The 20,415-nt window shown below is 45.3% G+C and carries 22 protein-coding genes; 2 read left to right on the top strand and 20 right to left on the bottom strand.

Annotated features, from left to right (window positions below; genetic code table 11):
• Positions 1-23 precede the first annotated feature (23 nt).
• Complete coding sequence (locus tag ICN44_RS10520; protein ID WP_216263914.1) at positions 24-839, bottom strand: hypothetical protein; 816 nt, start codon at positions 837-839, stop codon at positions 24-26.
• A 103-nt stretch (positions 840-942) separates the two neighbouring features.
• On the opposite strand from ICN44_RS10520, the gene ICN44_RS10515 reads away from it, so the two are divergent.
• On the top strand, positions 943-1,587 hold the full coding sequence (locus ICN44_RS10515) for a hypothetical protein (protein ID WP_216263913.1): 645 nt from the start codon (positions 943-945) through the stop codon (positions 1,585-1,587).
• A gap of 3 nt (positions 1,588-1,590) precedes the next feature.
• On the opposite strand, the gene ICN44_RS10510 is transcribed toward ICN44_RS10515, so the two are convergent.
• The 18 genes from ICN44_RS10510 to gspG all read right to left on the bottom strand — a co-directional run bounded on the left by ICN44_RS10510 (position 1,591) and on the right by gspG (position 18,837).
• On the bottom strand, positions 1,591-3,957 hold the full coding sequence (locus tag ICN44_RS10510; RefSeq protein WP_216263912.1) for a hypothetical protein: 2,367 nt from the start codon (positions 3,955-3,957) through the stop codon (positions 1,591-1,593).
• A gap of 53 nt (positions 3,958-4,010) precedes the next feature.
• The gene (locus tag ICN44_RS10505; RefSeq protein WP_216263911.1) at positions 4,011-4,193 is read right to left on the bottom strand and encodes a hypothetical protein; all 183 of its coding nucleotides are present in this window, start codon (positions 4,191-4,193) and stop codon (positions 4,011-4,013) included.
• Positions 4,194-4,381: 188 nt separating this feature from the next.
• Positions 4,382-5,461 (bottom strand): hypothetical protein, encoded by a 1,080-nt coding sequence (locus tag ICN44_RS10500; protein WP_216263910.1) that lies wholly within the window; start codon positions 5,459-5,461, stop codon positions 4,382-4,384.
• Positions 5,462-5,470: 9 nt separating this feature from the next.
• Positions 5,471-5,686 (bottom strand): hypothetical protein, encoded by a 216-nt coding sequence (locus tag ICN44_RS10495; RefSeq protein ID WP_216263909.1) that lies wholly within the window; start codon positions 5,684-5,686, stop codon positions 5,471-5,473.
• 96 nt (positions 5,687-5,782) lie between these two features.
• Entirely contained in the window at positions 5,783-6,712 is a 930-nt protein-coding gene (locus tag ICN44_RS10490) for a M23 family metallopeptidase (RefSeq protein WP_216263908.1), read from the bottom strand.
• Positions 6,713-6,717: 5 nt separating this feature from the next.
• A complete protein-coding gene (gspF, locus tag ICN44_RS10485) occupies positions 6,718-7,938 on the bottom strand; it encodes a type II secretion system inner membrane protein GspF (RefSeq protein WP_216263907.1) in 1,221 nt (406 codons plus the stop codon).
• Positions 7,939-7,971: 33 nt separating this feature from the next.
• On the bottom strand, positions 7,972-9,399 hold the full coding sequence (locus ICN44_RS10480; RefSeq protein WP_216263906.1) for a GspE/PulE family protein: 1,428 nt from the start codon (positions 9,397-9,399) through the stop codon (positions 7,972-7,974).
• Positions 9,400-9,444: 45 nt separating this feature from the next.
• Entirely contained in the window at positions 9,445-11,733 is a 2,289-nt protein-coding gene (gene gspD, locus ICN44_RS10475) for a type II secretion system secretin GspD (protein WP_216263905.1), read from the bottom strand.
• 50 nt (positions 11,734-11,783) lie between these two features.
• Positions 11,784-12,614 carry a type II secretion system protein N gene (gene gspN, locus ICN44_RS10470; RefSeq protein ID WP_216263904.1) on the bottom strand — a complete coding sequence of 277 codons (831 nt, stop codon included), beginning with the start codon at positions 12,612-12,614 and terminating at the stop codon, positions 11,784-11,786.
• Positions 12,615-13,361 (bottom strand): type II secretion system protein M, encoded by a 747-nt coding sequence (locus ICN44_RS10465; protein ID WP_216263903.1) that lies wholly within the window; start codon positions 13,359-13,361, stop codon positions 12,615-12,617. It lies immediately after the preceding gene.
• Entirely contained in the window at positions 13,358-14,737 is a 1,380-nt protein-coding gene (locus ICN44_RS10460; RefSeq protein ID WP_216263902.1) for a type II secretion system protein GspL, read from the bottom strand. Before ICN44_RS10460 ends, ICN44_RS10465 begins: the two co-directional genes overlap by 4 nt.
• A 50-nt stretch (positions 14,738-14,787) precedes the next feature.
• The gene (gene gspK, locus ICN44_RS10455; protein ID WP_216263901.1) at positions 14,788-15,741 is read right to left on the bottom strand and encodes a type II secretion system minor pseudopilin GspK; all 954 of its coding nucleotides are present in this window, start codon (positions 15,739-15,741) and stop codon (positions 14,788-14,790) included.
• Between the two features lie 20 nt (positions 15,742-15,761).
• The gene (locus ICN44_RS10450) at positions 15,762-16,532 is read right to left on the bottom strand and encodes a type II secretion system protein J (protein ID WP_216263900.1); all 771 of its coding nucleotides are present in this window, start codon (positions 16,530-16,532) and stop codon (positions 15,762-15,764) included.
• 57 nt (positions 16,533-16,589) lie between these two features.
• Positions 16,590-16,982 carry a type II toxin-antitoxin system VapC family toxin gene (locus ICN44_RS10445; protein ID WP_255537595.1) on the bottom strand — a complete coding sequence of 131 codons (393 nt, stop codon included), beginning with the start codon at positions 16,980-16,982 and terminating at the stop codon, positions 16,590-16,592.
• Complete coding sequence (locus ICN44_RS10440; RefSeq protein WP_255537594.1) at positions 16,979-17,212, bottom strand: antitoxin; 234 nt, start codon at positions 17,210-17,212, stop codon at positions 16,979-16,981. Before ICN44_RS10440 ends, ICN44_RS10445 begins: the two co-directional genes overlap by 4 nt.
• An 89-nt stretch (positions 17,213-17,301) precedes the next feature.
• Positions 17,302-17,733: a type II secretion system minor pseudopilin GspI gene (gene gspI / locus ICN44_RS10435; protein ID WP_216263898.1), complete on the bottom strand. Its 432-nt coding sequence runs from the start codon at positions 17,731-17,733 to the stop codon at positions 17,302-17,304.
• On the bottom strand, positions 17,733-18,446 hold the full coding sequence (locus ICN44_RS10430; RefSeq protein WP_216263897.1) for a Tfp pilus assembly protein FimT/FimU: 714 nt from the start codon (positions 18,444-18,446) through the stop codon (positions 17,733-17,735). Before ICN44_RS10430 ends, gspI begins: the two co-directional genes overlap by 1 nt.
• Entirely contained in the window at positions 18,373-18,837 is a 465-nt protein-coding gene (gene gspG / locus ICN44_RS10425; protein ID WP_216264005.1) for a type II secretion system major pseudopilin GspG, read from the bottom strand. Before gspG ends, ICN44_RS10430 begins: the two co-directional genes overlap by 74 nt.
• Before the next feature lie 293 nt (positions 18,838-19,130).
• Here gspG and ICN44_RS10420 point away from each other — a divergent pair, with 293 nt between their 5' ends.
• Positions 19,131-19,532: a hypothetical protein gene (locus ICN44_RS10420; protein ID WP_216263896.1), complete on the top strand. Its 402-nt coding sequence runs from the start codon at positions 19,131-19,133 to the stop codon at positions 19,530-19,532.
• A 174-nt stretch (positions 19,533-19,706) separates the two neighbouring features.
• Here ICN44_RS10420 and ICN44_RS10415 read toward each other — a convergent pair whose 3' ends face one another.
• Complete coding sequence (locus ICN44_RS10415) at positions 19,707-20,180, bottom strand: hypothetical protein (RefSeq protein WP_216263895.1); 474 nt, start codon at positions 20,178-20,180, stop codon at positions 19,707-19,709.
• Positions 20,181-20,415 lie beyond the last annotated feature (235 nt).

Below are 20,415 nucleotides of genomic sequence, written 5' to 3'. Positions count from 1 at the left end.
CGGATCGTGAAAAATCAAAGTTGCTAGAATGAATAAGCGACTTTGATACCCGCCTCAATGGTATTATTGGCGGGCTCATATGCGGTTAATCGATAGTTATTCCCATTCACGGTAATGACATTAGTCACAGCATTCGAATTTTGAATATTCCAGTAAGTCACATAAGGTCCCACTGACCATTCTGAGAATTGATACATGGATGACAAACGCAAGCCATAGCCGCGGAATTGCTGATTAGTGACATCCGGAAGATAAGGGGCTGCTTGAGATAAATGCGAGACTTGGGTACCTTGAATGAGGTAGTCATACTCAAATGCTGTTTCTAATTTATGAGTGTCATTCACCTTCATGCGATGTGTCACACCAATCGGTAAATACACATAATTACTAGAGCGGTTGTAAGAATTGGCGCCTGATGATGTTGGGCCACCTTGGTTGTCAAAGAGGTAGCGATAGCCAATACCAGTAAAGGGGGCTAGAACGAAGCCACCTAGCTCTGAAAAGCTAAAGTCGTAGCCAACTAAACCACGTAAGTCGTAGTAGGAATACGGGATATTGCTTTGGGTACCGCTACCTGTGTACTTAGCAGATCCATAGGCATAGCGTGCATCGGCTTTTACAAACCAGTCATTACCGAACGCATAGGTACCTGCGTAATCAACTCCAAGCAATGGAGCATCAATTTTTACATCCAAGCTGGGCTCTTTGTATTGGTAGCCAGAGATGGTTAGGCCAAGAGCATTGCCAGTTTGGGTGGCAATTGTGACAGATGAGTCTTGGGCACAAGAAATGCCCGAGATTAAGCATAGAAGCAGTGCTAGGACTTTGGACTTACGCATAAGGATCAACCACTTAGTCAAGATATAAAGGCTTAGTTTAAATAGAAAACTTGAATTAAACTGATTTAAATTCTATAAATAATTATCCATACAAAACGCATTAATGAGATTCACAAGACTCAATAAAACAATAATCTTATTTATTGCTATTAGCATATTTATTCACCTATGCTTGCTTGGGATATTGTGGACGGAGGGATTTTTTGGATTTCCTAATACCAACCCCTTTCGAATCAAAGTTGCACTCAATGGTGCCCCTAATCAAAAGGGTAGTACTCAAATAACGGGTGATAAATTCAGCTCTGAGAAAACCAGCGATTTAAATAATGTCAAAGAATTAACCCGCACAAATCCTGGAGTCACTCAGAATGTAGAGCCGCCGCCTCAACAATCAAATGGCTGGGGTGCAACTAAGGGCCCGATACAGAACTATGCCAACTCTATATCAGAGCGCTCAGCCATTCAAAGTAGATTGAATACAGAAAGACAGCAAAGATTAAACGCCATATACGGTAATGTTTCCCAACTGATGGGGCGACTGAACCAAGAAGCAATAACCGTAGGTTGCACACTCTGGATAAATCAGAGTGCCAATAAAGGATATCTAAAATGCTCCCCAGAAAATTTCACGGAGCAAATTAAGTTTTATTTATCACCGGCAAATATTGAATGGGTCAACCAATCTGATTTGCAATCACCTGCTATGTGCATCCCGATTCAAATCAGGGATGCACACGCAGCGTGCTAATACTTACTGCAGAGTACCGTCAACTACTCTTGGCTTGCCATCAAAAGGTGTCGTTGGCCAAGGCAATCCAAGTGTCTTAACATTAGTGTTCCAATCAGCAATGCCTGGAAGATCAACGCTCTCCGCCTTAGCAAGGTCTGCAGTAACTGAAGAGCAACTAGCCAAGCTTGGCAAAGAAGCAAAATATACGCCTCGCTTTAACCATTTAGCGAAATACTGGGTAGAGGTTGCAGCGCCTGCAGCATCAAGTACAGTAACGCTGCCAGTGCCATCGGTTGCGAAGGGAATGGATACTGAATTTACCCAGTTTGTGTCCTTTGAGCATGGCGCTTCTTTTTGAGCGGCATCGATACAGTTACCAGGCAACCAGATATTTCCTGGTTGTGGTGATTGCACAGTAATTGTTTTACCAATGTAGCCAGGCAAGTTACCTTGTGCATTAGGAACTGTGAAGGATAGATTGATTGGTGGGTTTGGCTGAACAGCTTTTCCAGCACTTGATCCGGAGCGATAGACTAAATAATTGTAGGCATCATACTGATTGCCGGACTGCCATGTATAGAAAGTTGAATTAGCCTGTGAGGTCACGCGCTCGGTACAGTAGCCACCATTCGTAACATTAATAGAGCCATTCCAAGCGTCACATCGCATAGTTGTAACATCGTTTGCATCAAATAATTGGTAATAGTGTCCATTATTGATGTTGTTTGCATCAACCCAACTCACTACTTTTGTAACGCCGCCACCTGTAACGGTCGGCGCACCCAAAGTGGCATCCCAAGCAACATCAGTCTTTGAAACTGGCGGCCAAGTGTTCTGTCTAGTTTCCACTAAATTGCCACCACTAACAGATGGGCACGTACCCACACAAACCAAACTAGCTGGAATAGTGCTGTCATTAGGAGCCAGGGTTACAGAAGACTGTTTAACCAGATTGATATCAGCCAAGGCAATCGCCACCTGTCTATTTAATGAAGAACTCCAATTAGCAATATTAAAGTTGTAATTGACGTTGACTCCATTCACCCAGCCACCCATACCAGTTACACCCAACGAAAAGAGTTGCGCCAATGAACGAGTAGGATTGCTGGAGAAATTTGTCACAGAGCAAGTGCCGGTAGAGCAGTCCTCATACCCTGTAAAAACAAAGTTTTGGTTCGTGTTATCCCAATAAGCCTTGAGGGCGGTACCATTTCCATTGGTGAGATTTTTATTGCCCAATGTGTTGATCAAGTTATAAGACTGGTAATTATTTCCCCACAGACCTAAATTGAGGGGGATGCCATCAATTGCTGCTAAACCATTGGATGTAGATGTGGTCACTCTTTGTAAGCGACCTGGCGATTTTTTAAGGGTGAACGCCTGAGTTGGGTCGTCAGCTCTCAGCAATACAGCACCAGCTACCTGGTCAGCTGAACTTGCCTCATTCCAGAAATTAACACCCCAGCTAGTTACATCCCCAACTGTTTGGCTTGATAAATTGGATTTCAAATAAAAGCCGGGGTTGTCATATCTCACCCTTTCGCCGGTGGATTGGCTATAGAGATAGTTTTCCCAAGTAGAGAATCTGACTCCTGGAGCCTTGGTTGAGGGATTTAAACAATATTCTTGGTTATTCTTGCGATCTTTTAAATCATAGATACCAGGGGCAAATGCGAAGGATGCACTTGAATTTCCATCAGTCCATTGAGTATCACGACTAAATGCCGCACCATAACCCGCCGTTCCCTGGCTGCCAGTAAATATAGATTTACCAGACTTGTAACCAGTGTCATATTTGTTATACACGGATATACCATCAGAGCTTACGCGCACGTAGCCGACCCCGTCATTACAAGAACCAGAAGCACCGACTGTAGAAGAGCAGAAATCCATATCCCACTTGCCATAAGGAGGCGATACGTTGACGCCACTATAAATCGTAGCTTTCGCTTGCGCTTCCTTAGGAGTAAGCACACCATTATTCTCATCGGTAAACTTAACTAATACATCTACCAATAGCTCACCAGCACTGCCTTGAGTAACAGTTACCAATGCTTTATTAATTTTTGCCGGAACCTGAGAGCTCCCGCCAGAGCCAGAACTTGTGCTGGCCGAGCTTCCATTGTCGTTACATTTATTTTCGTCAATGTAGGCTAAGTATTGCCCAATGCCTACGTTTTGCTCAGGAGCCATTCCCTTGATAAAGCAGGCAAAGAAACTGGCCATCTGAAATGTATCTTGCGTTTGATCCTTAGGATTCTGAGATTGGGGGTCACTATAGTAAGGCGACGTAGATGGTGGCAACGCGTTTGCAGAGCCAGCAATGCCTGCTAGAGCTAACAACAAAACACTTAAAGAACGTTTTGTAGTGCGTGAGAAATTTTTCATAATAGTTTTATCAAAGAATGATTATTAAAGCGTTAATAGATGCTGTCGCAGAATTAATTCTGAGGAGGAATACCAGAAACTGAGCTTGGTAATGCGCAATTAGAAGCAGTTGCACAGGTGCCAGTGGATGCTGGAGTTGAAGAGGCGGTTCCACCGCCCCCGCCACCACCACATGCAACCAGAAGGGCTGAAAGGGTTACAGAAATACTGATTAACTTGAGATATTTGATTTTCATGGGCTCATTCGCTTCTAGAAAGTTACTTAATTACAATAATTAGCAGTAATACTAACCGAATTTAGTGTCAATTTACTGAGGGAATACACTTAAAAGGTGCAAAAAAAATCCCCATATAAATCAATGAGATGAGGATTTTTTGGGCTTACTCTAACCAACAAAAGAGCGGCAACGGTGATGCCTAATTATTAATCATCTTTTTTAGCAGCTTTTTTGATATCTAAAATCATTGGCCCTACATATAAAGCCTGGCAACTTAAACCTGAATCAACTCCAGGGCCGTTGGCAACGTTATTTGTCCAATAAAAAGCCCAAGCAAGCATTTTAGAAAGATCCAGTTTCATATCAATATTAAATTTACTAGTCTGCTTAAGGACCAATGGTGTTCTTAAGGTATTAGTGATCTTAATTTGGGTAGTTGTCGCACCACCCAGGGACCAATCGTATCCAGCAAGATTGTCGCTGCCATCCATCAGCTGCATGCGAACAGTTGAGACATAAGGCGAGTCACTCTCGAGCAATGTTCCAGTAACGTCACTTGAATACATACCATCACGTCGGGAGCCGCTATCAACGTACCACATCTTTGCATTTACAGTGTATCCAACGGGAACAAAAGGTAACGCGTCCACTCTAAACCAAACTGCATTTTGAGTTACTGGATTTGATCCATTGTCCAAGGCATTGGGATTTAAAGAATTTTTTTGATAAAAATGCATTGGATGGCCATTCATCGTTCCCTGGCCGTTGTAGAGCGGGTTGGAATAAGTAAAAGTATTTCCACTAGCTGATGCTGCCGTTCCGCAAACTCTTGCGCCGGTATAACTATGGCCATAGTTATCGGTTAATGAAGCTTTGCCATTAATCTTAAATTTATTATCTGTCACCATCTCAATTGCGGCAATAGTAAAGCCACCTGAGGGTATTAAAGATGTCAGTGCTTTGTCTTTAAAAATATCTAGGGGCTGCGCGACAATATCAACATAATCTGATTCGGTAGATATTGTTTTGCTATATACGTTGAGCCTCGCGCCCGTCGCATCAATAAAAGTGATGGACTTGATACCAGCATTAAGAGATTTGGGACCGCCAAAACAAGAATAGAAGGTCCAAGGGGATGCGGGGTTTGAGTTAACCGCGCCCGTTGTCATCTGAGCCACTTTTCCGGAGGTACAGAGCGGTAATGACCCATCAGTCACAACGGTTTGAGCGCCAGCATTAACACTCAAAAGACCAAAAATAATAAGGGGAATTAATTTAAAGTTCATGATCACTCTTTACTCAGTCGAAGTGCCAGGATCACCGCTGACAGTCATACATCCACCATTACAGGTGACGTCGGTAACTACTGCAGGAGCAGGAGTACCCGCAGAGGATGGAGTAGTTGTAGTGGTTGTTGAGGCAGTCGAACTACCTCCACCTCCACCGCCACAGGCCAGCAAAGCACTAAAAACAGCAAGTGCAGCCAGCAATTTAAATTTTGAGATTAGCATTGACTTCCTACTATTGAATATCTAATTCCAAATATTATCATTACTTTTAGAATTTATCAGTGGGAGGGTACGGTATAGGTGCGTTTTAGCTGAAAACTAACGTTGACCTACTGTAACTCCATCCCTTAGCACCTCATAGTGCAAATGGGGTCCAGTCGATCTTCCGGTTGACCCTACCTTAGCAATTGCTTGAGATTGCCTTACGAAATCACCCTGCTTTACCAAGATCTCTTGAGCATGGGCGTATCTTGTTACCACCGAATTTTTATGCTGAACGTCTACTACATAGCCATACTCTTGATCCCAGGCAGCGCGGATAACTACACCTTCGGCAGTAGCTAGAATTGGTGTGCCATAAGCGGCTGGGAAGTCTGTGCCTTCATGCCAAGCAGTTTGCTGGGTAATCGGGTCGATGCGATAGCCCAGACCACTGGAAGCTTGAGGCATGAGTGGCAATGGTGAGGCTGTAGGAATCGAGCTCGATACATCCCAACTTTGTGTCAGGGACTTTTGTACTTCTTGTACACGATTGCTCAGTGCGATGGAGTCTTGTACGGTGCGATCTAAACGAGCGCCGTATTGCTCACCTTGATTACCTAAGTTAATCACCGCATTGGCTGGGCTCAGTGGGCCGCCTTGGGCATTGCCGAGATTAACTACATTGTTACCGTAGTTAATTGAGTTGCTTGAATTACTAGCTAAATTCACACCATTGGTTTTTGCTAACTGCATACGCAAGTCGTCTAGCTGAGCCAGGTTACGCTGGGCTTCATCCAATCTAGCTTGGAGCTCCATAAGCTTGGTCTCGTAGTCATCCTCTGAGTTTGCAATGAAACGTTTCTCCAAGAGATCTTTTTTCTCCATCGCATGCAGAATGTCTTTGGTTTCATTGGTAACGTCGTTAATAGCAACGTTTGCGCCTACAAGCAAGGCCAAGCTGAGTGCTCCACCGAAAACCAAATGGCGAGCCGTAAGAGAAATCTCTCTTACCTTGCTGTGCGGTCCAGTCATGATTAATATTTGCATTTTTATTACCTTACCCCTGAATTCATTTCCAAGATTGGTTGCATCACTGCCATTACGATTCCTAAAACCATTAAGCCCATAGCCAATATTAATAAAGGTTCGAGCAAACTGGTAAATATTTTGGTTTTTTGCTCAGATTCAAGCTCAGCGTTCTCTGCCCCGTACTTCAGCATCTCGTCTAACTTGCCAGATGCCTCACCTGAACGAATCAAGTGGATCAAGATTGGTGAGAACACCCCTTGGCTACCCAAGGCTCTGGATAAGCTGGTGCCCTCGCGTAACCTAACCTCAGTAGAGTCGATAGCCGCACGCAGTACCGAGTTACCTAAGGTGCTACGAGCACTGTGTAGGGCAGTTAGGATGGGCACATTGGCAGAAACCAACATTGCCATCGTGTTTGCAAAGCGCGCCGTCTCAAAACCCAAAAGTAGCGGACCTAATAAGGGTGCATTCAGCAAGGCACGATCCACCTTTAAACGAATATCTTCTTTAGCGAGTGCACGACGTCCATAAAAAATAGCGGCGGCCACTAATATCACTAACAACCAACCCCAGTTCACAATGAACTCGGATAAACCCAAGATGAAGCGAGTGGAAAATGGTAGCGCCTGCTTTGTACTCTGAAACACGCGCGCAATTTGCGGAACAACATACGTCATCAAGAACAACACGATCATGAATGCCACACCCGTCAGCATGGCCGGGTATGCCAGGGCACCCATTGCCTTGTTTTTGAGGGCTTGACGCTTCTCCAAGAACTCAGCTAACTGTGTAAGTACTTGCCCCATCTTGCCAGACTGCTCTGCTGCGCCTACCACCCCTTGATACAAAGGATCGAATGAAAGTGGTTGGCCTGCAATGGCCTTAGATAAAGGTAATCCGGCACGAAGCTCAGCAACCACTGCCTGTAGAACTGTTTTGACATGGGCTTGACTTGCTTCTTCCGCTAATACGGAGAGTGCTTCATCGATCTGCACTCCCGATCGCACCAAGATCGCCACTTGTTTGGTGATGATCGCGAGATCTGCACGACTGAGGGGTTTGTTTTCTGAGAACCATTTATTCCAAAAACGCTGTTTGCCCCACTCCGTTTCGAGATCAATCGTGACTGGCACCAATTGCTTAGCCATCAAGACCTGGCGTACTGCACGTACGCTTTCGCCTTCAACGCTACCGCGCTCGCTCTTACCTGCGTAAGTTAGGGCTTCAAAGCGATAGCGTGGCATGGATCATTAATTTGATTGAGTTAGTCGATTTGCTTAGTCGATTTCTACTGTGCCGGTAACACGCAGAATTTCTTCTGGAGTCGTTTTGCCTTCAGCTACCCAGCGCTTGCCATCATCAGCTAAGGTACGCATGCCAGCTACTAAAGCTTGCTTACGAATATCACTCTCAGCCGCATGCTGATGAATCAGCTCACGAATCTTCTCATTCGTAGTCATGAGTTCATAAATACCGGCACGACCGCTATAGCCAGACTCACCACAAGTTGAACAACCTTTGCCGCCACAAGCTGAACAACTCATTCGAATGAGACGCTGACCCAGCACACCTAATAAAGTAGATGAGAGCAAGAATGGCTCAATACCCATATCAATCAAGCGAGTAACTGCTGACGGCGCATCATTCGTATGCAAGGTTGCCAATACTAAGTGGCCCGTCAGAGAAGCTTGCACGGCTATCTGGGCAGTCTCTAAGTCACGAATCTCACCAATCATCACAATGTCTGGGTCTTGACGCAAGATCGCACGCAAGGCCCTGGCAAAGTTCATATCAATACGGGAGTTGACTTGGGTTTGCCCAATACCATCGAGGTTGTACTCGATTGGGTCTTCCACCGTCATGATGTTATTAATCTTGTTACGCAAGCGCAGTAATGCACCATATAAGGTGGTGGTCTTACCGCTACCTGTTGGGCCAGTTACCAGAACAATACCGTGCGGACGATGGATGAGCTGATCAAACTGATTGAAGGTGTCTTCGGCCATACCTAATGCACGTAGGTCGAGGCGATCGTAATTCTTCTCCAATAGACGCAGCACCACACGCTCACCATGCGATGTAGGTAATGTAGATACACGCACATCAATCGCACGACCACCCACTCGCAAGGAAATGCGGCCATCTTGTGGCATACGCTTCTCAGCAATATCAAGTGATGCCATGATCTTGATTCGAGAAACTAGTGCAGCATGGAGATCGCGACGCATATCCACGATATCGCGCAAATTACCATCTACCCGAAAGCGCACAACGGACTTACGCTCAAACGCTTCAAGGTGAATATCTGATGCTCCATCACGACTAGCCTGCTTAAGCAAACTATTGATCATCCGAATGACTGGAGCATCATCATTCATCTCCAGTAAGTCTTCAGAGACTGGCATTTCTTGCAAGAGGCGAGATAGGTCTACAGCCTCCTCTACTTCATCCACCACTTGGGATGCATTGAGATCACCTTCGGAGTACGCAGCATTCAGCGCTTCTAATACTTCTTCGCTTGTTTGCTCAACGCGACGAATGGGGCCCACTAAACGACAGATTTCTTGTAAGACAGAAAGATCTGTCTCAGAACTATGAATTAAGGTTGGAACACTCTCTTCACCACCCTCATTCACCGCGCCCTTAATCAGCAGGATCTGATTTGCTTTGGCATAGCTAAAGGGAACGCGAGGAAGATGCTGCATGGCTTTTGTGTAAGTTCTTCTTACTGGATAGTCTTATTGAACGTCTTACTGAATTGTGATGGGCACTGGCGCAGCAGAAGCCGGTGCATTCGATGGACGAACTGGAATCGGCTTAGTCAATCCAGAAGACGGCAGATTGTTTGGTGTCTGATTCACTGGTTTACCTGGTGGAATCAATGGCGGCTCAATATCTGACATCTTCGTCAAATCCTCTTTAGGCAAGAGCATTGGCGCTTGCTTAAATGCGGTTTCAGTTTGCTGAACTAAGTTCAAACGATTCGTAGTAATGTCGGCAGCCTGATCTTTATCACGCAAGATGTAAGGACGCATAAACACGAGCAAATTGGTTTTGGTCCTCGTCTTTGAATCAGACCTAAATAGCGCTCCAATAATTGGAATGTCTTTCAAGAATGGCACGCCATTTGAGCCGTCGTTATACTTATCCTCAATCAAACCACCGAGCACAATGATCTGGCCGTCATCGACCAATACATTGGATTCAATGTTACGTTTATTCAAAATAATGCCGGAAGCAAAGTTTTGGTTGTAGATAGAAGACACCTCTTGATAAATCTGCATCTTCACAATGCCATTATCAGAAACCTGTGGGCGCACACGCAATGTGAGACCTACGTCTTGACGAGTATAGGTTTGGAATGGCGTAACGGTACTAGTTGAACCGGTCTGCGCATACGAACCAGTAATGATTGGTACGTTCTGACCCACCACAATACGAGCTTCCTCGTTATCCAAAGTAATGAGGTTTGGCGTTGACAGAATATTCGTACCTTGCGTTGTTGCCAAAGCAGTAATTAAGGCTGACATGCCATAAGTACCATTAAATTTGGTCAGCAAGCCCAAGTTCAAACCCGGTGCAGGCGGAACCACAATGCCTGTTGCGCCACTTGGATTGAGAATATTGTTCACGTTTGAACCGAGACCAATAATGTTAGAACCCGTCTGACCTGCGGCATTAGTAAAGTTAGTGCCACCAAAGCCGACGTTCTGATTGCCTGAACCAACTAAGCCCTGCCACTGAATGCCCAACTCCTCCGCATTGGTTGAACTTACTTCAGCAATCAATGATTCGATGTAGACCTGCGTACGACGACGATCTAATTGCTCAATCACATGACGCAAGTTGCGATACAAAGGCTCGCTGGCAGTAATGATGATGGAGTTGGTTGCCGGCTCGGCCTGAATAATGCCGCCAGTAGTTGGGTTGCTTGTGCTGGTTAGGGCTGAGGTAGCAGCAGCTGATCCAGTAGCCCCCGGAGCAGTATTAGCCTGCTGGTTAGCTGACTGATTGAGATTGGCAGCGGGATTGACTGCGCCTGGCTGCCCTGGAGTGCCGCCTACTTGCGCAGAAAGAGAAGCATCCGCTGCAACGATCGCACGCAGAGTAACCGCAAGCTTAGTTGCTTCCGCATTCTTGAGTGGAACTACCCAAATGTTTCCATTATTAGCAGTAGGCACATCTAAGCGAGCTACCAATACCCGAATTTGGCGAATACGCTCTGCACTAGCGCCGCGTACCAAAATAGAGTTACTACGTGGCTCAGCCAAAATCATGGTTTTGAGTGAAGGATCTGCACCACCAGTAGAGGCTGTATCCAATACCTTACTGAGGATGGTGGCCATATCTGAGGCAATGGCGTAATTGAGTTTGATGCTTTGCACATCACTGGATGTTGGCGCATCAATCGATTCGATCAACTGCCCAATACGCTGAATGTTGCTAGCGTAGTCAGTAATCACAATCGTGTTGTTACCGGGATACGCATTAATCGTGTTGTTTGGTGATACGAGTGGACGTAACACTGGTAATAGATTGTTTGCAGATTCAAAATTGAGCTTGAACACACGCGTAATGATCTGATCACCTTCTTGCTTGCTCTTACCAGTGGTTACTGAGTTACTAATCAGCTTAGCATCAGCCTCAGGTACCACGCGGTAGACGCCATTCACATCTACCAGCGCAAAGCCTGATGTCCGCAGGGCCGTAGAGAAGGCGTCGATTGCCTTAGCTTTAGTAAGCGGTCGATTGCTAATGAGATTGATAGTGCCTTTGACCTTAGGGTCAACCAAAATCGTTTGGCCAGTTGCCTTGGCTAAAACACTTGCAACAGATTCAATATCAGCATTAGAGAAGGACAAAGTTACAGCGCCCTCATCAGGCACAGTGCTGTTAGAAGAAGGTGCGCGATTTGCTTGCGCGTAAGCCAAAGGCATGACGACACTCTCACCGACAAAGCAAATAACAACCAAGAGCGCTAAGCGCTTCTTAAAGTTGAGTTGCAGTTTCTTCTGCATTTGACTGAATACTTTTTGCATACTGTTTTCTTTATTACCGCTGTTCTTCACTTGTAAATTCATCTAAAAACTTAAAACTTCAGGCGATACGTATCACCTTCTTTTTTACCCAATAGTGACAACAACCCAATTAAGGATTCTTGTGACTCCGGTGAGGCACTTGCTTCACCGGAAAATTGCATTCCTTTGCTACCAACCTTATTGCTTAATTCTCCCTGCCCTTTTAGTAAGAGCGGACCACTCGTGGTCGATAGAGTCCAGTTCATCCCCGTATCGGCAATATTGGCTGAAATCTCATATCCACCTAATGGCTTCACGGGACTAATCGGGCTAGTTAAGTTACTTATGATAATTCGAATAACTCCTGAAGATGGGGTATTTCCAGCCCCGAAAACCGGTAAGTTAGCCATTAAGCCCACTAAATTGATATCGGTCCAGCGTGCCCCAAGCTCCCCGCGAGGGCGTAAGGTGCTCCAAGGGTTACCCAATCCCTCCAAAACATTGGCCGGCAGCTTGATTTCATTAGCGGCAATTTGGGTTTTACTCAAACTCCAACTAATCAATTGAGCTTGCTCGAAGGCAGCAAACTGCAGCTCGGTATTGCAGGTCATGGATAAGAGCTTACAGCTAGTAGACCAATGAAAGCGTTCGGTAACGGACATAGGATCGCGGCATCCACCTTCCGTGGCATTGGGCTCAGAAAATGCCAATGCGGCACTCCCTTGCCAAATTGTTCCAATAGGTTGTTGCAACATCACGCGGCAACCTGTTTGGGATGCAAGCGATCCACTTACCCAGCTGATCGGCATTTGGCGAACAATCACTACCAGGCAAGCGAACACCAATGCAGCCCAAAACAATTTAGGCAACTTAGGATGGGTAAAGTCGAGGACGAGTTTCATTTATTTGCTCATTCCAGCTTGACCACCGTACTGCACTAGGACACCACTGATATTCACCATACCTGCACCACTGGTAGAAATGACATTAAGTTGCTCTGGATATAAACGCCAAGTCGTGCGCAACTCATCTAATGCATCAAGCAATACTGAGAACATTGCATCGCTAGCCTGAAACTCTATCCGCGGAGGATTGTCAGCCGTTAGGCGAAGGACGTTTGGCTTTAAGCCGCGCGTAGTCAACACACCCCGAATCTTTTGCAACTCCATATCGTCCAACAGAGTCACCGTCGCAACCGCAGGGCTATAAGAGGGTGCTTGTGAGGCAGAGGAGTTTGAAGATTTAGCCAGCTTAATTAAGCTTTGCAACTGAGACCATTGTGCTGGGCGCATATCTAATTGATTTTGAACGCGCTGACTATATGGAGCGATGGCAAACAAATTAACCAGCAATAACAGTAAAACTATAAATAACAAGGCAAATGCATTGCGTTGCTCAATTACAAAGCGCTGTAGTAGAGATGGCAATTGCTTGATGTCAAACTTTGAGGATGATGAAACTAGCGCTGCACTTGCAGATGTTTTACTGAAGCCCCCCTGCACTTCAGAAAACTTCTGCTGCAGTATTTTAGGTAAAGACTTGAGGTTCTTCAAATCTTGCATTGAGTAATCTTTACTCAATAGCTCCTTTACCTTCTTTAAGAAAGTAAATAATTTTTCAGCGAGCTGATTTAATGGACTTTGCTTCATTGTCCAAGTCCTGAATATGGTTCCAAGCGATAGCGATTGGCACCCAATGCTTTAACCATCAATCCCAATGAGCGTGCTTTTTGCATGACTGCAGCGCTATTCTGATTGACACTACCGGGTCTAAATTCAAAATCGATAGCGTAGCCATCGTAATCAAGCTTTTGCAGGACCTCCGGTCCAAATGCAACTTTGAGTTGCTGTAGCTTGGCGGCCATTGGCGCAAAGTCCGCATCGGAGACGAGTCCTTGGCGTCTTTGGTCTTGGGTCACTTGCTTAGTAAATGCCGTGATTACGGCATTACTAGATGAGCCGCTGATACCCATTGCCTTATCTTGAGTTTTGTCTTGATTCAGCATGGCAATCGAAGATGGCGTTAATGACTGAGCTGCCAAAACTTCGATTTGATTACCCCAGCGCCAGTTATCCACTACCAGCCAACCCAAGTGCAAGAGATATCCAGCAACAATGCTGGCGATTAAATACTTTGACCACTGTGCAGGCTGACGCCAGATTGTTGGGTCTATCCAAGTTGCACTCGCACTAACAGATTTACTTCCATCTACGCGTTTACGCTTTAGGTAATTAGATAGATTTGATAAACCTTTGCCAGCTTCCCGTCTATATGTTTTAGGCAGCAAATTAAGAGAATAATTAGCTGACTTAGATGATGCGTTATCTTTTAAAAACTGTTTTGCGCTAGATGCCAACCAGCCCCAAGAGAACTCGACGGCTGACAAGTCCTGCAATACCTTTGGAAGGTTGATGTTTCCACTATCATGGTCATCCGCCCTCTCAAGCCATGCCACGCCAAGCTGTAAGCCAGTACGCCGAGTCAAAATCAGAGCTTGCTCAACACGTTGATAAGCAATAGATGGTACGTCAGAGACATTCCCAGAATCTGGAATAGTAAGCAATAAACATTCCGGAATTAAACGAACGCGTTGGCTGATTAAGCTCTCTAGTTGTTTAGTGAGCCATGCAAACCATGCGCGATCAATGAGCGCAATGACTCTTTGTAATGCAGGTTTGCCTGGCATCGGCGGTAATGCTTGCACTGCAAGTAATTGCGCTCCAGTGAGCACATACTCTTCAATGAGATTGGGAAGTATTTGTTGCAACTTCTTGGCATTCGCCAAAGGCACTTTTGCTTCAATCAGACGCACATCGATTGTCGGCAACAAGACTAATACTTCATCTGCATAAGGCATCGATTCAGTAGTACCAATGCCTGTTTCTAGAGTTCCATCGTCACCCTCAACTAAGCACCATTCAAATCGCTCTGCGCAATTAAGCTCCGACCACTCTCGAGCAGAATCCCCTGGGGATCCAGAACCAGAAAATGGCTTTAGGGGGCAACGTACTATTAATAGGCTCAAATGCTTCGTTCTTAGCTTCGTTCTTAGATTGATTCTTTATTTGCTGATTTTCAGTCAGAGATCACTTTGCCAGTCTTACTCCAGATCACTTGCGTGAAATTACCACTGGGTAAAGGGTTCTGGGATCTCTGAATTAGTGCCGAGCTAACAAATATACCTCTTCCCATACGTATTTCTGAGCGTGCGAGCCAAAATTGGGAACGTACATCGACTAAGGAGGCATCTAGGGTAATGCCCTGACTGGCGCCCATCTTATTTAATAGGGTGGTAATTTCATCGGCGCTTTTGAGGGGGGTTGCCGCCCTTTGCTGCACAAAAGCCCCCGCTGCCGACCTTGAAAGCCCCGGTATTGCTGCCATTAATACCTCTGCGGAGGCAGTATTTACGTTAACTGTCGTTAAAATTGGCAAAATAGCTACAAAAGGTCTTATCTGCTCCAAAATGGCCGGACTATAGGATGGCAGCTTTAGTAGGCCTTCTAAGTCATAAATCGGCATATCCATCTGCAGAACACCCTGGGCAGTCTGCTGGGCCAAGTTTTTATCTAAACCCAAAGCGTCTAAAAGACGTCCATATTCCTGCACTCCAGGGGGATTTACGGTTTTAAAGCTTTTATCCCAAAGGTTGGCTAAATTGAACTGACTTTGAGCATCGATGAGTTGTCCCTGCAAAGTCACTGCCGCTATCTCGTCTGGCACATCCGTATTTTTTAAAAAATCCGCCACCTTGCCGTCAGCCAGTGGTAGCGCCCAAGCTTCTCCCAAATGGTCAATCTGACTGTTGCGTTGATCTTCCACCAAGACCAAACGCGCAAAATCAATTGCGGCACGCTGCAACCACTGCGCTTGAACTTGATCACGTGCATTCTCAAGAGTTCGAATCTGAATTTGTTGACGCCACATCAAACCCGCTAAAAGAACGGCAGCAACCCCCACCACAATCAATGCAGTGACTGTTGCTGAGCCACGCTCACGATATGGTGAGTTATTAAAAATGGATTGCATGGGATGCGCTCTTGAAGATGTCACAGCGCACCTCCCATCAAACATGATCGCGTAATAGGCAAGGCAACATCTTTAATCCACCACTGCATGACGACCCCTTGTTGCTCAGGCAGCAAATTACTTATATTGGGAGCAGTACTAGCAGGAGGATTGGTGGTAGCAGCATTAGCAGTAGATGCACTGGTAGCAGAGGCACCAGGGCTACCTGTACCGGAGGCGCTAATGCCACTGGTACCGGCACCACTAAGCACCGAAGTCTGCACCTGAAATGCTTGACGTACTACTGTGGGTACTTCCAGACTTAACAGTAAATCACTTGATGCCAAATCAGGATCACGAGAGATACCAAACCACAATGCGCCAGCATCAGATCTTTGCAATAAAGGCTTGCTGGTCCAGCGTTGTAATCCAGAAGGGCCCATGCCATAGCCAGCAATCAACCAAGCGTCAACGTTATCGGCACGATAGCGACGTAAGAACCAGATATTTTTAGCGCCAGAAGCTACAGCAGAAACTGCGCCACCATTTGCATTAGCACCCGCTTGAGAATTTGCCAAACTACTAAGCTCATCGCGCACTAAAACCGATTGGCAATCTTTTTCAAACTGGCGTACAAGTTGTGAGTAATCTGCATCTTGATTAGCGCGCCGATCAATGACTTCACGCCCCCGAATCATGGCATCCATACCGCGCCATGCCATTAAGCCTACTAAAGCCATGATGACGAGCGCAACAATCACTTCAAGAAGTGCGAAGCCTTGATCTTGTCCATTCGGCTTTAGATGAGTCATGTTACGCAATGAAGCAAGCTAGCAAGGTTCGAATTTGACGTAATTTTCACTTGGCTCTCAAACCCAATTTTCCAGTCTCAATTCTGGTACGCGCGAAAACTCTTTTTGATTATTTGTTACCAGCGGTAAATCCAAGGCTAATGCCTGCGCTGCAATCATGGTATCTAGAGCACCAATGGATTGACCAAGCTTTTCTAATTTCGCTCGTAATGTGCCATACGCCCAAACACAGCCCGCATCAAATGGAAGAATAGATAAGGGCGCCAGAAATAAATTGAGCGCTTCCCTATTTCGCACAGAACCCGTCTTCTGTACCCCAAATGCGAGTTCGGCGGCCACAATGCTAGAGATAGCAATTTCTCCAGTGCCAAATCCTTTGAAGCGCTCCAAAACTGCGGGGGGTTTTTGGTTAATGATGTAAATACAAATGTTCGTATCAAGCAGAATCAAGGGGCAATCTCCGGCCGGTCTTGTTGCTCTGGCTGCTCGCGAGTTAACTCCAAACCTGGCTCAAAACCGGCTAAAGAAGCAGAAATAGCCGTAAACAAGCTATTTTTTGGCAAAAGTAATACTCCGCCACCAAAATGCTGAACGGTAACCTCTGATTCAGTAAAGCGATATTCCTTGGGAAGTCTTACTGCCTGGCTGCGGCCAGTTTTAAAGATTTGGGCTGTATCCATGATGCACTCCTTTTGATATGTATCAATGATATCTACTTTAATAGATCTAGCCATGCTTTGCAAGCTTATTTTTACTGCTGGATGCCGCCTTACATCACCCCACCAGACGGATTGGAGACTACGGTGGTCAACCAAGCTAGACGAGGTCCGCTGGCTACATCTGTGCTACTCGGGCTAGATAAGTAGACAGTGACTTCAATTCTTCGAAAGGCTGGATTGGGGGTGCTAAGCACTTTACGTTGACAAACAAAAACATACGTCGCTTGAGGACAGCTAAACGTAGATGTTCCTAGTTCTGGCCAAGTGCGACTCATACGTAAATCCATGAGGGTATTGTCAGCACTCCATAAAGCCATTGTTCTTTGTGAGACTGCAAGTTGCGTATCCGCACCATTGGCTATTGCTCGCAAGCCTGCCAGCATGGCAATACTTAAAACTGCTAAACCCACTAACACTTCGATAAGTGCAAAGCCATTGCGATGGCGCAGAGCTTGCTGATTGTTCTGAAAAGATTTACTCATCACTTCGTCCAACTAAAACGGCCATTGCGATTGCGGATCAATACTGCCTGCCTAATGTCTTGAGCACCACTACCGGTAACTTGCTTAATGGGAATTTGCAGAACTTGCGCTACTTGCTCGCCACCTAAAGTAAGCTGTAGAGGAGCAATCTCTACAGGCTTATACCAAGATTGAGGGCGGTAGACATCCGGCATCAGACCCGAAGGATTATTGACTGGACTTACGGCACCGCTACTTCCATTGCCAGAAAGTGAAATGGATTGTCCACCTGATGCGCTAGAGCCCATAGACCCTGCAGATCCCTGAGAACCATAGGCGCCATTGCTATTGGGAACAAAAAATCGCCAGCCTACTGAATCAATCTGCGCAATCATCGGAGTGCCAGACATGGCACTCTCGTCTTGGGCAAGATTGAGTGATGAAACGAGTTGATCAAGATTGTCTTTCCAATAACGCTCATCGTGATTTGGAATAGCTAGAACAGCTACGCCTAGCATGACTGCCATGATGGCAATGGCGACGAGTAACTCGATTAAGGTAAAGCCAGCATCTGCAGCTCTTCGCATTTTTGAGGAAGAGCTTGCCAACATACTCTTCACCTCTACATTCAACCGAATTAGCTTAGGTGCAACTAAAGACTTACTGCCAATTGCCAATGTCGGCATCGTTTCCGGTTCCGCCTGGCTTACCATCTGAGCCATAGCTAAAGACATCGATTTCGCCATGAGTGCCTGGGTTGGCATATTGATATGGATTACCCCATGGATCTTTTGGAATGGAATCTAAATAACCGCCTACTTTCCAGTTCTGCGGAACAGGCTCTGAAGTAGGTTTTTCTACCAAGGCTCTGATACCTTGCTCAGTTGTTGGGTAGCGACCAATATCAAGACGATAGAGCTTAAATGCCTGCACGAGAGTACCTACATCATGTTTAGCAGCTGTCGCACGCGCCTCATCAGGACGCCCCATGATCTTAGGAACAATCAAGGTCGCCAGGATACCAATAATGGCGATCACCACCATAATCTCAATTAAGGTAAATCCAGCATCCCTAACCTTTTTTGCACTAGACTTGGTGAAACGGGTAGACCTACTGGAAGGCATGAAGCGAGCTAAAAAATGAGACATGTGGTGGCGCTTTCAATGATTTAAACTGATTCAAATTTTATAGGTATTTTGTCACTTTGAGCGAATTTATCAAACGATTGCAGGATAGGCTTAAAAGCTCTAAACATGCTCTCAAGCTAAAGTCTGAGGCCGCCTCAAGAATAGGCAATCCTAGCCCTGCTCAAAGTGCGCCGGTAGCATCCATGCAGCGATTAAGTCCTATTTCACTCACAAATTTTTTGACTTATCTCCTGATGCTTGCATGCGCTATCTCGGCGACCTACTGGCTTATGAGAATCATGCAAATCCCAGGAACCCCGAATCAGCCAAGTAACGGAATTTCTAAAGGCCAGACTTTGTACTCTAATCAGGATGCGGCTGCTGGCTATGCTTTGTTTGGTAGCAAACCACTGGTGACTGAAAATATTTATCTACGTGGCGTTGTGGCAACATCAAAAAATTCCGATGGCACTCTCAATGGCTTTGCTATTTTTGAAATTGATGGAAAACCAACAAATGCCATTAGTGTTGGCGAAACGATTGGCAAAGGCTTAAGCCTACAAAGCATTGGTGACGAACAAGCAACCCTGTTGTACGAGGGACAGAAACTAAACTTTAAACTCAGCAAACCCGCTAAAGATAAGGGCGATAAATCCGCCAACACTAAAGCAGCTAGTACAAACAAAAAGTAATTTGCATGAGGGTATGCTTAGAAAAAAGAGCAAGGTGGCGATACTTAGCGCTATTGCACTAAGCAGCTTACTTTCCTCATTCAATAGCTCTGCAGATGACACCAATGATCTTTCTTCCAAGAAAATTGACCCCATTAAATAGGAAATTTAAGCTATAAAAGTGCATACTAGGCTCTATCGCCCGGAAACCTCAAGGAGGTGATTGGAATAGGATTTAGTGCATTCTTCGACTCCATTTGGAGGATGCTCTCTGTATCTAATGTAATCAACCTGATATATTTTTAACAAGTCACACTTACTTATTTTCTTTAATCTATCTGAAGCTAAATTAAAGTCAGAGTCAATTATATTTTGTGATGGAGTGCCATGATGGTATACCCAATGTGGAGCGGACAATAGCTCATCCCAGTCGTTACCTTTCAATCTCTTATCGCTCCAATTAAAAATTCTTGAGGCTATAACCAACCTTTCAATTAACTCTTGATTTCCAGCTGCACTAACAATTCCATAGCCCAAGTAGGAAAATTTGTCACTGGCTGCGCTAATGTATGGAATTTCATACTGAACATCGGTTAACACTACGGCGCCTTTTGGCAAATGTGCTAATTCAGATGGAAATCCGTCGGCAGGAAAATCCTGATATGCCATTCTATGAGTCCATCCAGAATGGATATACGAAGCCATGATAAGCGCTAGCAAATATACATTTATAGAAATCAAGATGCTTTTAATCCAGATAGTTACTCTGAACTGACTTGATTTTTAGTACCACTCCAGAAGAGAGGATTTTTGATAATCTTCACCTTAAAGGAGTGCTAAATATGGCAAAAGGCCAACGTCTTAAACCCGAGCAAATCGTCACCTTATTGCGTCAAATCGATGT

The sequence above is a fragment of the Polynucleobacter sp. JS-Fieb-80-E5 genome (genome assembly GCF_018882015.1).
Lineage (GTDB): Bacteria > Pseudomonadota > Gammaproteobacteria > Burkholderiales > Burkholderiaceae > Polynucleobacter.
The sequence above is the reverse complement of the archived record's forward strand: the minus strand, read 5'-3'. Positions and strand labels throughout refer to the sequence as shown.

Coding starts and splice junctions, on each gene's coding strand:
- ICN44_RS10520 (WP_216263914.1), bottom strand. CDS start 839: ATGCGTAAGTCCAAAGTCCTAGCACTGCTTCTATGCTTAATCTCGGGC.
- ICN44_RS10515 (WP_216263913.1), top strand. CDS start 943: ATGAGATTCACAAGACTCAATAAAACAATAATCTTATTTATTGCTATT.
- ICN44_RS10510 (WP_216263912.1), bottom strand. CDS start 3,957: ATGAAAAATTTCTCACGCACTACAAAACGTTCTTTAAGTGTTTTGTTG.
- ICN44_RS10505 (WP_216263911.1), bottom strand. CDS start 4,193: ATGAAAATCAAATATCTCAAGTTAATCAGTATTTCTGTAACCCTTTCA.
- ICN44_RS10500 (WP_216263910.1), bottom strand. CDS start 5,461: ATGAACTTTAAATTAATTCCCCTTATTATTTTTGGTCTTTTGAGTGTT.
- ICN44_RS10495 (WP_216263909.1), bottom strand. CDS start 5,686: ATGCTAATCTCAAAATTTAAATTGCTGGCTGCACTTGCTGTTTTTAGT.
- ICN44_RS10490 (WP_216263908.1), bottom strand. CDS start 6,712: ATGCAAATATTAATCATGACTGGACCGCACAGCAAGGTAAGAGAGATT.
- gspF (WP_216263907.1), bottom strand. CDS start 7,938: ATGCCACGCTATCGCTTTGAAGCCCTAACTTACGCAGGTAAGAGCGAG.
- ICN44_RS10480 (WP_216263906.1), bottom strand. CDS start 9,399: ATGCAGCATCTTCCTCGCGTTCCCTTTAGCTATGCCAAAGCAAATCAG.
- gspD (WP_216263905.1), bottom strand. CDS start 11,733: ATGCAAAAAGTATTCAGTCAAATGCAGAAGAAACTGCAACTCAACTTT.
- gspN (WP_216263904.1), bottom strand. CDS start 12,614: ATGAAACTCGTCCTCGACTTTACCCATCCTAAGTTGCCTAAATTGTTT.
- ICN44_RS10465 (WP_216263903.1), bottom strand. CDS start 13,361: ATGAAGCAAAGTCCATTAAATCAGCTCGCTGAAAAATTATTTACTTTC.
- gspK (WP_216263901.1), bottom strand. CDS start 15,741: ATGCAATCCATTTTTAATAACTCACCATATCGTGAGCGTGGCTCAGCA.
- ICN44_RS10450 (WP_216263900.1), bottom strand. CDS start 16,532: ATGACTCATCTAAAGCCGAATGGACAAGATCAAGGCTTCGCACTTCTT.
- ICN44_RS10440 (WP_255537594.1), bottom strand. CDS start 17,212: ATGGATACAGCCCAAATCTTTAAAACTGGCCGCAGCCAGGCAGTAAGA.
- gspI (WP_216263898.1), bottom strand. CDS start 17,733: ATGAGTAAATCTTTTCAGAACAATCAGCAAGCTCTGCGCCATCGCAAT.
- ICN44_RS10430 (WP_216263897.1), bottom strand. CDS start 18,446: ATGTCTTTAGCTATGGCTCAGATGGTAAGCCAGGCGGAACCGGAAACG.
- gspG (WP_216264005.1), bottom strand. CDS start 18,837: ATGCCTTCCAGTAGGTCTACCCGTTTCACCAAGTCTAGTGCAAAAAAG.
- ICN44_RS10420 (WP_216263896.1), top strand. CDS start 19,131: ATGAGAATCATGCAAATCCCAGGAACCCCGAATCAGCCAAGTAACGGA.
- ICN44_RS10415 (WP_216263895.1), bottom strand. CDS start 20,180: ATGGCATATCAGGATTTTCCTGCCGACGGATTTCCATCTGAATTAGCA.